The organism is Agrobacterium larrymoorei, assembly GCF_037722385.1.
GTDB lineage: Bacteria > Pseudomonadota > Alphaproteobacteria > Rhizobiales > Rhizobiaceae > Agrobacterium > Agrobacterium larrymoorei_C.
This window is the reverse complement of the sequence record NZ_JBBKAQ010000004.1, coordinates 225,139-237,825: the sequence shown is the minus strand read 5'-3', so window position 1 is coordinate 237,825 and position 12,687 is coordinate 225,139. Positions and strand designations below refer to the sequence as shown.

General features: G+C 59.7%; 11 protein-coding genes and 1 other RNA gene. 4 read left to right on the top strand and 8 right to left on the bottom strand.

The annotated features are described in order from the left end of the window. The first annotated feature begins 205 nt into the window (after positions 1-205). Positions 206-361 (top strand): hypothetical protein, encoded by a 156-nt coding sequence (locus tag WKI41_RS09290; RefSeq protein WP_340193198.1) that lies wholly within the window; start codon positions 206-208, stop codon positions 359-361. Between the two features lie 40 nt (positions 362-401). On the opposite strand, the gene WKI41_RS09285 is transcribed toward WKI41_RS09290, so the two are convergent. The 8 genes from WKI41_RS09285 to tkt all read right to left on the bottom strand — a co-directional run bounded on the left by WKI41_RS09285 (position 402) and on the right by tkt (position 11,342). Then, a complete protein-coding gene (locus WKI41_RS09285; RefSeq protein WP_340193197.1) occupies positions 402-881 on the bottom strand; it encodes a 2TM domain-containing protein in 480 nt (159 codons plus the stop codon). A 225-nt stretch (positions 882-1,106) separates the two neighbouring features. Beyond that, positions 1,107-2,132, bottom strand: a complete 1,026-nt coding sequence (locus WKI41_RS09280; RefSeq protein ID WP_340193196.1) for a class I fructose-bisphosphate aldolase — start codon at positions 2,130-2,132, stop codon at positions 1,107-1,109. Positions 2,133-2,398: 266 nt separating this feature from the next. Beyond that, the gene (locus WKI41_RS09275) at positions 2,399-3,601 is read right to left on the bottom strand and encodes a phosphoglycerate kinase (protein ID WP_340193195.1); all 1,203 of its coding nucleotides are present in this window, start codon (positions 3,599-3,601) and stop codon (positions 2,399-2,401) included. A gap of 104 nt (positions 3,602-3,705) precedes the next feature. After that, positions 3,706-5,523: a potassium/proton antiporter gene (locus tag WKI41_RS09270; RefSeq protein ID WP_340193194.1), complete on the bottom strand. Its 1,818-nt coding sequence runs from the start codon at positions 5,521-5,523 to the stop codon at positions 3,706-3,708. 193 nt (positions 5,524-5,716) lie between these two features. Then, positions 5,717-6,901 (bottom strand): YeeE/YedE family protein, encoded by a 1,185-nt coding sequence (locus WKI41_RS09265; protein ID WP_340193193.1) that lies wholly within the window; start codon positions 6,899-6,901, stop codon positions 5,717-5,719. Between the two features lie 71 nt (positions 6,902-6,972). After that, the gene (locus WKI41_RS09260) at positions 6,973-7,902 is read right to left on the bottom strand and encodes a sulfurtransferase (RefSeq protein ID WP_340193192.1); all 930 of its coding nucleotides are present in this window, start codon (positions 7,900-7,902) and stop codon (positions 6,973-6,975) included. A 302-nt stretch (positions 7,903-8,204) separates the two neighbouring features. After that, entirely contained in the window at positions 8,205-9,215 is a 1,011-nt protein-coding gene (gene gap, locus WKI41_RS09255) for a type I glyceraldehyde-3-phosphate dehydrogenase (RefSeq protein ID WP_340193191.1), read from the bottom strand. 144 nt (positions 9,216-9,359) lie between these two features. Further along, entirely contained in the window at positions 9,360-11,342 is a 1,983-nt protein-coding gene (tkt, locus tag WKI41_RS09250) for a transketolase (RefSeq protein ID WP_340193190.1), read from the bottom strand. A gap of 377 nt (positions 11,343-11,719) precedes the next feature. On the opposite strand from tkt, the gene WKI41_RS09245 reads away from it, so the two are divergent. The 3 genes from WKI41_RS09245 to ssrS all read left to right on the top strand — a co-directional run bounded on the left by WKI41_RS09245 (position 11,720) and on the right by ssrS (position 12,620). After that, a complete protein-coding gene (locus WKI41_RS09245; protein ID WP_340193189.1) occupies positions 11,720-11,992 on the top strand; it encodes a DUF4164 domain-containing protein in 273 nt (90 codons plus the stop codon). Positions 11,993-12,005: 13 nt separating this feature from the next. Next, a complete protein-coding gene (locus WKI41_RS09240; protein ID WP_340193188.1) occupies positions 12,006-12,383 on the top strand; it encodes a cell division protein ZapA in 378 nt (125 codons plus the stop codon). A gap of 79 nt (positions 12,384-12,462) precedes the next feature. Beyond that, a non-coding RNA gene (gene ssrS / locus WKI41_RS09235) (6S RNA) lies at positions 12,463-12,620 on the top strand. Positions 12,621-12,687: the final 67 nt, after the last annotated feature.

Below are 12,687 nucleotides of genomic sequence, written 5' to 3'. Positions count from 1 at the left end.
CTGGTGCGAATAAGGTACCGCCATGGTGCGCATAAAAATGTCGGCCCTGTGACGATGTAGAATGAGTTTGACATTTGGCTCCCGAATGCGGCAAGCCCCTAAATAGAGATTTGCAGTTGAACCGGCAGAAGCTGCAGACGGTTCCCAAAGACAATGGCAAAGATGGCGGCGCGATGCTTGCCCGATTGAGCCAAAAGGTTGCGCGATGACGAAGGCGATCGGCCTTTTGCTACTTCTGGCCATGGGGATACAGCTGATCCGCCCGCTCGGATTTGCGGGTTTCAGGCGACGCGCCGATTTCTGGAAGATCGCAGTTGTGGCCTTCGTTCTCTGGACGCTTGTGCTGCTGTTGCGCCCGTGAAATCTGTCGCCCCGACGAAACGGCAGGGGCGCTCAGATGATCAGAGTTTGCGGCCGAGATAGTCCTCGACCTTCTTGCGCTCCCATGCCGCATTGAGGAAGGGCACGAGGTCGAAGGTGGTCATGCCGTTGAGCGCAAGCGCAACACCCCAGCCGAGAGCGGGCCATATGGCCCAGAAGTAATGGGGGCTGGTGACGAGGTTGATGACGACCAGCATGGCGATGACCAGGACATATTGCGCGACATGCAGGTAAAATTTCTTGATCTTTCGCACCCGCTCGAAAGCGATTGCTTCTTCGGCTTCTCTTGAGTTGACGGCAAGGCTTTGCATGTCCGGTTCCTTTTCCACGGTCAGTTGCGACACGTCGATCTCGAAGATGGATGCCAGCGTTGCGAGCGTTTCGAGGCTCGCAGATTGGCCGCGTTCGATGCGCTGGATGGTGCGCACGCTGAGCCCGCTGACGGTTGCCAATTGCTCCTGCGACCAGCCACGCTGCAGCCTGAGTTTCTGTACCAGCATCATTCTCTCCAAGGTTCGACGTGGTCGACATTTCCGCAAACCGCCATCGATCACCACGTCATCTGCCCGACAGTCGGGTTGCTGTCGGGACCGTGACGGGCCTGTCGTGGCGCCATTGTGCGCCGGGCGGTGGGGAATTTGAAGAGTGCGGCGAGCCGCCTGAAAAAGAAAAAGCCGCCCAAGGGGAGCGGCTTTCCGGTAAAGTCTCAACACACGGGTCTGGCGTCAGGCTGCCTTTTCGAGCTCCTGCTTCCAGTTGCCCAGCGCTGCAAGTGAATTCATTTCGGCGCGGTGGCGGAAGGCGCGCTGCCCGGCGGCGACGTTTTCCGCTTTGCCGCCCCAGGCGTGGAGTGCCGTTTCCTGCAGCGCACGGCCGTAAGAGAAGGTCACCGACCAGGGCAGATCATGACTTGCATTGATGGCCGAAAGGTGGGCGGTGGCTTCTTCCGAGGATTGACCGCCGGAGAGGAAGGCGATGCCGGGAACCGCGGTTGGTACTGTGGCTTTGAGCACCTTTATCGTCTTTTCGGCCACTTCTTCAACGCCGGCCTTGCGGGCATTCTTGCCGTCGATGACCATGTTGGGTTTCAGGATCATGCCTTCCAGATTGACGCGGGCATCGTAGAGGTCGGTGAAAACGGTGCGCAGCACCCACTCGGTCACCTCGGCGCAGCGGTCGATGCTGTGCGTGCCGGGCTTGCCGTCCATCAGCACTTCCGGCTCGACGATCGGAACAATGCCGGCCTGTTGGCAAAGAGCGGCGTAGCGGGCGAGCGCCTGTGCATTCGCCTTGATCGAACCCCATGTCGGAAGTCCGTCGCCGATCGCGATCACGCCGCGCCATTTTGCAAAGCGCGCACCCGCTTCGTAATACGTCTTCAAGCGATCCGCCAGGCCATCGAGACCTTCCGTCACGGTCTCCCCAGGGAAGAATGCCTGCGGCTTTGCGCCCTTGTCCACCTTGATGCCGGGAATGGCGCCAGCCGCCTTGATGATGTCGACAAAGGGTGTGCCATCGGCTGCCTTCTGGAAGAGAGTTTCCTCATAGAGAATGACGCCGGAGATGCATTTGGTCATTGCCTCCTCGGTGCGGAACAGCATTTCGCGATAATCGCGGCGGCTGGTCTCGGTCGATTCCAGACCGATCGTGTCGAAGCGCTTCTTGATCGTGCCGGTCGATTCATCGGCGGCTAGCAGCCCTTTGCCATGCGAGACCATTCTAGCGGCGATGTCTTCAAGACGTTCAGTCATTTCCAGTTCTCCCAAATGCGTGATCATACTCAGGTACCAGACAGAGGCAGAAAGATGGCAGGCTAAGATATTGAAACGATTGAAATAGTTTTGATCAGAGAATGTGTTTCCGAGCATGTGCGGCGTGCTAAATTGCCGAAGAAGAAGACGCTTGATGCGCTGTTTGGTTCCGGCGATAGAAGTGAGTGCTCACGAAATAAAACGACCGACGCCGGTGGTGGCGTCGGTCGTTCGGTTTTATTCGGATGTGTCTTGGCAGAGGTGAATTACTTCTGCTCTTGCAGAATGGCAACGCCCGGAAGAACCTTGCCCTCCATCCATTCGAGGAAGGCGCCGCCGGCGGTCGAGATGTAGGTGAAGTCTTCTGCCACACCTGCGTGGTTCAGTGCCGCGACAGTATCACCGCCGCCTGCGACGGAGACGAGCTTGCCGGATTTGGTGCATTCGGCGGCGTGACGCGCGGCCGCGACGGTTGCCGTGTCGAAGGGTTCGATTTCGAAGGCGCCGAGCGGGCCGTTCCAGACCAGCGTTTCAGCGCGCGAAATCCAGCCCTTGATGGCTTCGACCGATTTCGGGCCGACATCGAGCACCATGGCGTCTTCGGGAATGGCGTTGATATCGACGACTTCATTGGCAGCATTGGCCTTGAACTCGCGGGCAACCACGCCGTCATCGGGAAGCACGATGGCGCAGCCGGCAGTGGCAGCCTCGATCATGATCTGTTTTGCGGTTTCGGCGAGATCATGCTCGCAGAGCGACTTGCCGACCTGTGTGCCGCGGGCGGCGAGGAAGGTGTTGGCCATGCCGCCGCCGATGACGAGCGCATCGACCTTTTTGACGAGGTTCATCAGAAGATCGATCTTGGTGGAGACCTTTGCGCCGCCGACAATCGCAACGACCGGACGGGCAGGGGCGCCGAGGCCCTTTTCCAGCGCTTCCAGTTCCGCCTGCATGGTGCGGCCTGCGTAAGCCGGCAGATGACGGGCAAGGCCTTCGGTCGACGCATGGGCGCGGTGGGCAGCGGAGAAAGCATCGTTGACGAAGATATCGCCGTTCTTGGCAAGCTCGGTGACGAAAGCCGGATCGTTCTTTTCCTCACCCTTGTGGAAGCGGGTGTTTTCCAGAAGCAGGATATCGCCATCATTCATGTTTGCGATCGCATCGCTCGCAGCCTGGCCGATGGAATCGCTGGCAAACAGGACTGCGTGGTCGAGAACCTCTTCGAGTGCAGGCGCGATGAGCGAAAGCGACATGTCGGCGACTGGCTCACCCTTGGGGCGGCCGAAATGGGCGAGCAGGATGACCTTGGCGCCCTTGTCAGAAAGTTCCAGAATGGTGGGTGCCACGCGCTCCAGGCGGGTCTTGTCCGTCACCTTGCCATCAGCAACCGGGACATTGAGATCGACACGAACGAGAACGCGCTTTCCGGAAATGTCGGTGAGGTCGTCAAGGGTCTTGAAGGCGGGCATAGATCGATCCTGTAAAACGTGTTTGAAACAATGTCTTCGGGCGCGACCATACTATGCCTGACCGGCGGTGCAAGGCGTTTTCGTCACGATACGCTGACGCAATTTCACTTCGCGTTCAGCGCTGCTTTCCGCTTCTCTCTGCGGTGCTCGCGGGCGCGGTGGATGATGTCTTTCAGGCTGATGAAGATCGGTAGCGTGGTGGCAGGCTCCACCGGCTCCAGCGAAATACCGATGCTGGAGATCGCATGGTTTTCATCGAGATCTCGGACGATCAGGATCAGCGAACCGAGACGGATCCGGTCGGCATATTCCGCCTTTCCGCCGAGGCGAAATTCGATCAATTCGCCAACGGTGAGCGATTGCTCCTGCACCGTGATGAGCCCCGGGCCGTAAGATGCGTCGAGCTCCTTGGCCGGGCGTTGCGGCGAGATGGCAAAGGTGCCGAAGATGTCCTCGTCATCGGTGGTGACGGGCTTGGCGCTGGCGAAGAGCCGGTCGAGCAGCCTGGCATTACTGGGGATGACGAAGAGATAGACGAGATCGTTTTCCCTGAGCCTTCCGGCATATTGATAGCGGATCGACTTGCCGTCGCGCACCACGAGAGACGGCATGGCCCAGCGCGGAATGCGCTCGCCCTGGAGGATCGCGCTGCCCTTGGCGACGCGATAGGAGATCAGTTCGTGGGTTGCCGTGCCAGGCAGGTCCACTTCCAGCTTGTCCACCTCACCCATGCGTGGCGGCACCACGAGACCGAGGCGGGTGGCGACGGGCTTGATGGTCCAGCCTTGCAGCAGAAGCGAGACCAGGACGATGATGAAGGCTGCGTTGAAATAGATCTCGGCATTGTTGAGCCCGCCCAGCGCTGGAAGAATGGCCAGCAGAATGGACACTGCGCCGCGCAGACCAACCCAGGCAACGAAGCTCGTTTCCTGCTGGGTGTAGTTGAACGGCATGAGGCTTAGCCACACGGCAAGCGGTCTTGCAACGAAGATGAGGAAGAGCGCCAGCAGGATCGCGGGGATGATGATAGCCGGAAACTGTGACGGGGTGGCGAGCAGCCCGAGCATCAGGAACATGATGATCTGCGCCAGCCATGTCATGCCCTCATGGAAGCGACGGATTGCACCCTTGGCGAAAATCTTGCGGTTGCCGGCGACGATACCGGCGACATAGACCGCGAGGAAGCCGCTGCCGTTCAGCGCGCCGGTAAAGGAAAAGACGAGAAGGGCCAAGGCCAGAACGAGGATGGGCGCAAGCCCGCGGTCCATGGTGAAGCGGTTGACGATGTTGACGATCATCAAACCGCCCAGCAGGCCGAAGATGAGGCCCAGTCCCATTTCTTCTAGGAACATCAGCAGGAAGCCGCTGTCAAAGCCCGCGAGCCCTTTGCCGCGACTGACAACTTCCACCAGCGCGATGGTCAGAAAGATTGCCATCGGATCGTTGGTGCCGGATTCGACTTCCAGCGTCGAGCGCGTTTGATCGCGGATGTGAATGCCGCCGATGCGCAGGAGGAAGAAGACGGCTGCCGCATCTGTGGAAGCGACGATGGAGCCAAGCAGCAGGCCTTCCAACCAGGAGAAACCAAGCAGCAGCGCAGCAGCCCCAGCGAAGAACACGGCGGTCAGCACCACGCCCAGGGTCGCAAGCGTGATGGCAGGCCGGGAGGACAGCCGGAAGGTCTGCAACGGCGTGCTGAAGCCGGAATCGAAGAGGATGACCGCCAGCACAAGCGAGCCCAGCATGTAGGCAAGTGCGCTATTGCTGAACTCGATGCCCAGCCCATCCTTGCCGGCGGCAAGTCCGATCATCAGGAAGAGCAGCAGCAGTGGTGCGCCGAAGCGGTAGGCAATCAGACTTGAAAAGGCGGCTGCTAGAACAAGGACGGTGGCAACCAGCAGCAAGAGATAAAATGATTCCAATGCCCTAACCTTTGCATCCGCACTTTTGAATTCGACGCGCAGTGCCACATCTGCTGGTGCCGAATCTTGTCTGCAATTGTTCTGTCGCAAAATGGACCAGAGCAAGGCGGGTGCGCGCAAAGATGTCGTCTCACCGGCATCATCCGGCTCCTTCGGGAATGATGAAGGGAGGGGAGAAGGGCCTCCTTGATACTCAGCGCGTGATTGCTCGGACGAGCCGCAGCCCCGCCAGCGTGCCGAGCGCGCAAAACAGCAGAAACACCCAGCCTGACACAGCACCTGCGTGGATGCCGGAGAGCAGCACGCCCACTGTGCAGCCAAGTGCTGTCGTGCCACCCCAGCCCATCAGCAGGCCGCCGATGAAGCGCAGCGTCAGGCCACGTCCGTTCGGCCAAGTGGGCTTGAACTGACCGGCGATAAGTGCGCAGGCGAAGCTTGCCAGGATGAGGCCGCTGACGAAGAGGCCGTTGGGGGAGAGGAGGGTGGTCTTGATGGCGCTGATGCAGCCGCGGGCGGTATCGAGACCGGCGAGCGTTTCCGGTACCAGGCCGAGAGAGAATCCGCCCGTGCGCACCAGGCTTCCCAATTCCTGCGTCACGCCGAGTGGGGCCACGCGAAAATAGGCGAAGGCGCTGATGGCGGCGATGAGGATGCCGGTGACGACGGGTGGCCAGCGATCCTTGAAGATGGGCTGGAAGATTGCGGTGACGCTCGATGGCGACTGGCGGACGCGCTCGGACGGATGGAGTCGCCCGTTGCTCCACCAGAGTGACGCTATCGTGAGACCGGCCAGCAGCGTAAGGCTGAAGATCAGCGCCCCCGTGTAGCCAAGGCTGTGCGGCAACCACAGCGGCGGGTCGTCATAGACGGCAACGGTGTAAAGGCTGTTCCAGCTGGCGAAGCCAATCAGAAAGCCTATGGCGGCCCCGCTAAGCGCCACCAGCGAGCCGAAGGCGCCTTCGCCGAGCCGGTAGAAATGCGCCGAAAGGCAGGAGCCCGAGAGAGCAGTACCAAGGCCGAAGACGGTGGCGGCGAGTGCCAGGACCCAGCCGACCGGGCCTATATGCGCGCCGGGTGGCAAACGTCCGGGCTGTGGTACCGGAGCCCAGGACGCCATGACGATCTGATAGAAGACCGTACCGGCTGCGAGCGCCAGCAGAATGGCGATCACGCCACCAGCCTCGCGCTTTTCCACGAGGTCTCGAAAATTGCACAGAAAGCAGAAGCGACCGCGTTGCAGAACGATGCCGAAGGCGGCACCCGCCAACAGCGAGAAAGCCAGCGCGCGTCCACCGGTTTCGAGCGACAGGAACCAGCCCCATATGCCGATCAGAACGAGCAGGGCGACAGAGATGAACGGAGCGATCCGGAAGGTCATGCGGCCACCACAGATAAGACATCCGGCAGGTGCCGAGGCACCCACCGGACCGGGAGGAACTGTTTGGAGTGTTACTTGCCGTTCCAGACGGTGCCGGCCGGGTTCTTCACCGGCACGCCGACCGCATTGCCATACTCGGTCCAGGAGCCGTCATAGTTCTTGACGTCGTAGCCGAGGATTTTCTTCAGCGCGAACCATGTGTGGCTGGAGCGTTCGCCAATGCGGCAGTAGGTGATGACCGGCTTCGACCCGTCGATACCCTTTTCGGCATAGATCGCCTTGATCTCGTCGGCCGATTTGAAGGTGCCATCCTTGTTGACGATGGTGCCCCATGGCACGTTGACGGCACCTGGAATATGACCGGCCCGGACCGACAGTTCCTTCACGCCGTCGGGCGCGAAGATCTTGCCATTATATTCGTCAGCGGAGCGGATATCGATGAGCTTGATATCGTGCTTGCCTTCGGCCACGGCCACGACGTCCGAGAAGCGGGCACGGATCGCTGGATCGCGATCCGGCAACTCGATATTGCTTTCCTTGGTTTCAATGGCCGCGGTATCGAGCGGGAGGCCTTCCGCCTCCCACAGTTTTCGTCCGCCATCCAGAAGCTTCACCCGGTCGCCAAGCCCATAGGTTTCGAACACCCAGGCGCCCCAGGCCGCGAACCAATTGTTGTTGTCGCCGTAGAGAATAATGGTGCTGTCCTTATCGACGCCCGCCTGGCGCAGAAGCTTTTCGAAAGCTTCGCGGCTGGCGATATCGCGCCTTGTGGGGTCGACGAGATCGGTGTGCCAGTTGAGGTTTTGCGCGCCTGGAATATGGCCGCGCTCGAAGACGCCCGGATCGACGCTGACCTCGAAGATTTTCACCTTGGGATTTTTCAAATTGTCCTGCACCCATTGTGCGCTGACCAGCGCATCGGATGCGCTCGCGCCCGTCGCTACGGAAAGCGACAGAAGCGTTGCTGTAGCAATTGCGGTGTACCCCTTCAAACCCGACATGATCTCTCCTTTGGCCTGTCGATTGCGGCGATGGCTGAAGATGATCCAGGGGGCGACGGGAATGAAGAAACGCTATTCCATAAAATTACTAGAAAATAGATTGCTCAACTTAGAAGGATCTATTCGCACCATAAGGAAGGTCAAGTAGCCGCGATTTCCGAGGTTCGATTACCTGTGGTTGCTGTTGTAGCGGGGCCATAAGTCTGGTCTTTGAATTCAATGCTGGCCTTTTCGTCAGGCGCAAAAACAAAAACCGGCGGGATTGCTCCCACCGGTTCTGTCGATTGGCTTTGAAAGCCGGATCAGATCGTCTTGGCGAAAGCCACGGCCGTGTCGGACATACGATTGGAGAAGCCCCACTCGTTGTCGTACCAGGACAGAACGCGCACGAAGTTGCCTTCCATGACCTTGGTCTGGTCGGTGGCGAAAATCGAGGAGTGGCTGTCATGGTTGAAGTCACGGCTGACCAGCGGCTCGTCGGTGTAGCCGAGAACGCCCTTCAGCGCGCCGTTCGACGCAGACTTGATGGCTTCGTTGATTTCAGCGACCGAGGTTGCCTTCTTGGCGACGAACTTGAAGTCGACGACCGAGACGTTTGGCGTGGGAACGCGGATCGAGGTGCCGTCCAGCTTGCCCTTGAGGTGCGGCATGACGAGACCAACGGCCTTGGCGGCACCGGTCGAGGTCGGGATCATGGAGAGGGCTGCGGCGCGGGCGCGGTACAGATCCTTGTGCATGGTGTCCAGCGTTGGCTGGTCGCCCGTGTAGGAGTGGATCGTGGTCATGAAGCCGTGGTCGATGCCAACCAGATCATCGAGAACCTTGACGACCGGCACCAGGCAGTTGGTGGTGCAGGAGGCGTTGGAGATGACGAGGTGATCCTTCGTCAGCTGGTCGTGGTTGACGCCGAAGACAACCGTCAGGTCGGCATTGTCAGCTGGAGCCGAAACGATGACGCGCTTTGCGCCAGCCGTCAGGTGTGCGGCAGCCTTGTCGCGGGCCGTGAAGATGCCGGTGCATTCCAGCGCGATGTCGACGCCGAGTTCGCCATGCGGCAGCGTTGCGGGATCGCGAACGGCAGTGACCTTGATCGGCTTGCCGCCGCCAACGATGATCGAGTCGCCTTCGACCTTTACGTCTGCGGGGAACTTGCCGTGGATGGAGTCGTAACGCAAGAGATGCGCATTGGTCTCGACCGGGCCGAGGTCGTTGATGGCAACGACTTCAATGTCGGTGCGGCCGGATTCGACGATGGCGCGAAGGACGTTGCGGCCGATGCGGCCGAAGCCGTTAATGGCTACTTTTACAGTCATTTACAGTCTCCCGATCAATAATTTACGTCTGGATGAAATGGCGTGGACGCGAAGCGGCAAAGGCTTGGGGCTCTTCACCGCCTAGCGACAGTCGACAGCCGAAGCTCATGGCGCTGAAAGCAACCCGACCTTCGGCCAATGGGATCAGCCAAGCTTTTCTTCGGCTGCGGCAACGACTGCTTCCGCGGTGATGCCGAAATGCTTGAACAGGTCCTTGGCAGGCGCAGACGCACCAAAGGACTGCATGCCGACGAAAGCGCCGTCATTGCCGATGAAGTAATCCCAGCCCTGGCGAACCGCTGCTTCGACGGCGATCTTGACCGGCGCGTTGCCGATGATCGCCTGGCGGTAGGTTTCCGGCTGCTCCTTGAACAGCTCGAAGCAGGGCACCGAAACGACGCGGGTGGAAATGCCCTTGTCCTTCAGCGTGGCAGCGGCCTTCAGCGCCAGTTCGACTTCCGAGCCGGAGGCGAAGATCGCGACCTTGGCATCGCTTGCCGAAACCAGTTCGTAAGCGCCGTAGGCCACAAGGTTCTTTTCCTCGTAATCCTTGCGGGCCGGCGTCAGGTTCTGACGGGTCAGCGCCAGTGCGGACGGGCGATGCTTCTCATGCAGGGCAAGCTGCCAGGCTTCCGCGGTTTCCGTCTCGTCTGCCGGGCGGAAGACCAGAAGGTTCGGGATGGCGCGCAGCGCTGCAACCTGCTCCACCGGCTGGTGGGTTGGGCCGTCTTCGCCAACGCCGATCGAGTCATGCGTCAGAACGTGGACGACGCGGATGCCCATCAGAGCGGCAAGACGGATCGACGGACGGCAATAGTCTGAGAAGATCATGAAGCCGCCGGAGTAGGGGATCAGACCGCCGTGCAGCGCGATACCGTTCATGGCAGCGGCCATGCCGTGTTCGCGAATGCCGTAGTGCATGTAGCGACCGGAGAAGTCGCTCGGCGTGATCGATACCATCTGGCTGGTCTTGGTGTTGTTGGACGGCGTCAGGTCGGCAGAACCGCCCAGCGTTTCCGGCACAACGCCATTGATGACTTCGAGCGTGTCTTCGGACGCCTTACGGGTGGCGACCGTCGGGTTGTTGGCGGCAACCTTCTTCTTGAAGGCGTCGATGGAGCTATCGAAGTTGCCGGGCAGATCGCCGGCAAAACGGCGCTTGAACTCGGCCTTCTTCTCACCTTCGACCGCTTCCAGGCGGGCTTCCCATTCCTGGCGCGTCTTGGTGGAGCGCAGGCCCGCCAGACGCCATGCGTCGAGCACGTCTTCGGGAATGACGAAGGCTTCCGCTTCCCAGTTCAGGTGCTTGCGGGTTGCGGCAATTTCTTCTGCGCCCAGTGGAGAGCCATGAACCTTGTGGGTGCCGGCCTTGTTCGGCGCGCCAAAGCCGATGGTGGTCTTGGCGGCGATGAAGGTCGGACGGTCGGACTTGTGGGCTTCTTCGATGGCAGCGGCAATCGCTTCCGGATCGTGACCGTCGATTTCGATCGTGTGCCAGTGAACCGCCTTGAAGCGTTCGATCTGGTTGGTGGAATCGGACAGGCCCACTTCGCCGTCGATGGTGATGTTGTTGTTGTCCCAGAAGAGGACGAGCTTGTTCAGGCGCAGATGGCCGGCAAGCGCAATCGCCTCGTGGCTGATGCCTTCCATCAGGCAGCCGTCGCCGCACAGGACGTAGGTATAATGGCTCTGCAGGTCTGAGCCGAATTCCTCTTCGAGCTTGCGCTCGGCAATCGCCATGCCGACAGCATTGGCAATGCCCTGGCCGAGAGGGCCGGTGGTGGTCTCGATTCCGGTGGCATGACCATATTCCGGGTGGCCGGCGGTCTTGGAGCCGAGTTGGCGGAAGCGCTTGATCTCATCGATCGTCATGTCCTCGTAGCCGGTTAAATACAGGCACGAGTAGAGCAGCATGGAGCCGTGGCCGGCAGACAGCACGAAACGGTCACGATCGGGCCAGAGCGGCGCCTTGGGGTCGAACTTCAGATAGCGGGTAAAGAGGACCGTGGCGACATCCGCTGCACCCATCGGCAGGCCGGGATGGCCAGAATTGGCCTTCTCCACAGCATCCATGGCAAGAAATCGGATTGCATTGGCCATCCGGTCGTGTTTGTCGCGAGAAATCATGGCTTTTCCGTCTGTTCCGGGTGAAAGGAGATAGTCGTTCTAACTATCCAAAAAGCGGGTTGATCCATAGCAGGTGGGGCGGCTCTGTCAACAAATGCGGCCTTCGTTGCGGTTCGTTCGGCAACAAAAATCGTTTCGCATCCGCCTTGTGTGCTCACACATAGTTCTGGTGCCAAGGTGTGGCCAGAATCGGGCAAGAAGAGTCACGGCTTCGTTTGTCGAAATCCTTATCAGGGTGCATTCATCCACAGCGCAAAGTGCTTGAATGTATTGGTTTGATTGACGCGGGCGCAAAACGGGTCATATCGTGTTCTGGCCTTGAGTGACATCGGGCGGCAACGATTCGGGTTTGCCGCTTACGCGGTTTGGAAGAAACGATGACGGCGGAAAAGACCATACATGTTGCGCTGTCGGAGCTGAGCTCCGCAATCACCAGCCTGGAAAACGCCCTCGACATGCGCCTTGAGCGCCAGCGGGAAAGTGCCGAGGTGGAGAGTGAAGTCAAGCGCGTCCATGTGGATCGTGCCCGTCTTGCCCAGGAGCTCGACCAGTCGCAGTTTCGCGCCAACCGTCTCGAAGAGGTGAACCGCGAGGTCTCGCGCCGTCTGGTCACGGCCATGGAAACCATCCGCGCCGTGCTGGACAGATAAGAGGAAAAGGCCCATGGCTCAAGTCACCGTGATGATCGACGGCAAAGCCTATCGCATGGCCTGCGAAGCCGGACAGGAAGACCACCTGACCGATCTCGCCTCCCGTTTCGATCGCTATGTCGGCCATCTCAAAAGCCAGTTCGGTGAAATCGGCGATCTGAGACTAACCGTCATGGCCGGCATCATGATCACCGACGAGATGTCGGAACTGTCGCGCAAGATCGAGGCGCTGGAAAACCAGGTGGCCTCCCTGCAGCAGAACAGTGACGGCATGGCGCAAAGCAAGGCAAAGGCGGACGAGCAGATCGTGCTTGCCATCTCCGATCTTGCTACGCGGCTGAATGGCATTACCGAGAAACTGGTGGAGAGGCCGAAGCCGTCCGTCAATTGAGCTTGCGATCGTAAGGTTGCCATCAAGTTTGTCTTCGGTAGCCTCTTTCGAAACGCGACGAACCATCATATATAGAGCGTGCGTTCTGCGCTTCTCGACAGGAACCACAATCCCTGGGGCCATACTCGATCCAAAGGGAGCTGTCCCTGTCCGGCCTCGTGGGGCTGGACACACGGTGCCCACCTACGTTTGTAGGCACCCAGGATCGTAAACATCCATCGGTCGTCGCGGACGCACTTTATCATTTCGAACCCCGAGTGGCTGCGCTCTTTGATGGCGTTGCAACAAACCATCGGTTTTAAAT

What these genes read in the sequence shown, in the direction of transcription:
- WKI41_RS09275 (WP_340193195.1), bottom strand. Translation starts at nt 3,601, where the DNA reads ATGCCCGCCTTCAAGACCCTTGACGACCTCACCGACATTTCCGGAAAG.
- WKI41_RS09290 (WP_340193198.1), top strand. Translation starts at nt 206, where the DNA reads ATGACGAAGGCGATCGGCCTTTTGCTACTTCTGGCCATGGGGATACAG.
- tkt (WP_340193190.1), bottom strand. Translation starts at nt 11,342, where the DNA reads ATGATTTCTCGCGACAAACACGACCGGATGGCCAATGCAATCCGATTT.
- WKI41_RS09285 (WP_340193197.1), bottom strand. Translation starts at nt 881, where the DNA reads ATGCTGGTACAGAAACTCAGGCTGCAGCGTGGCTGGTCGCAGGAGCAA.
- gap (WP_340193191.1), bottom strand. Translation starts at nt 9,215, where the DNA reads ATGACTGTAAAAGTAGCCATTAACGGCTTCGGCCGCATCGGCCGCAAC.
- WKI41_RS09240 (WP_340193188.1), top strand. Translation starts at nt 12,006, where the DNA reads ATGGCTCAAGTCACCGTGATGATCGACGGCAAAGCCTATCGCATGGCC.
- WKI41_RS09265 (WP_340193193.1), bottom strand. Translation starts at nt 6,901, where the DNA reads ATGACCTTCCGGATCGCTCCGTTCATCTCTGTCGCCCTGCTCGTTCTG.
- WKI41_RS09245 (WP_340193189.1), top strand. Translation starts at nt 11,720, where the DNA reads ATGACGGCGGAAAAGACCATACATGTTGCGCTGTCGGAGCTGAGCTCC.
- WKI41_RS09280 (WP_340193196.1), bottom strand. Translation starts at nt 2,132, where the DNA reads ATGACTGAACGTCTTGAAGACATCGCCGCTAGAATGGTCTCGCATGGC.
- WKI41_RS09260 (WP_340193192.1), bottom strand. Translation starts at nt 7,902, where the DNA reads ATGTCGGGTTTGAAGGGGTACACCGCAATTGCTACAGCAACGCTTCTG.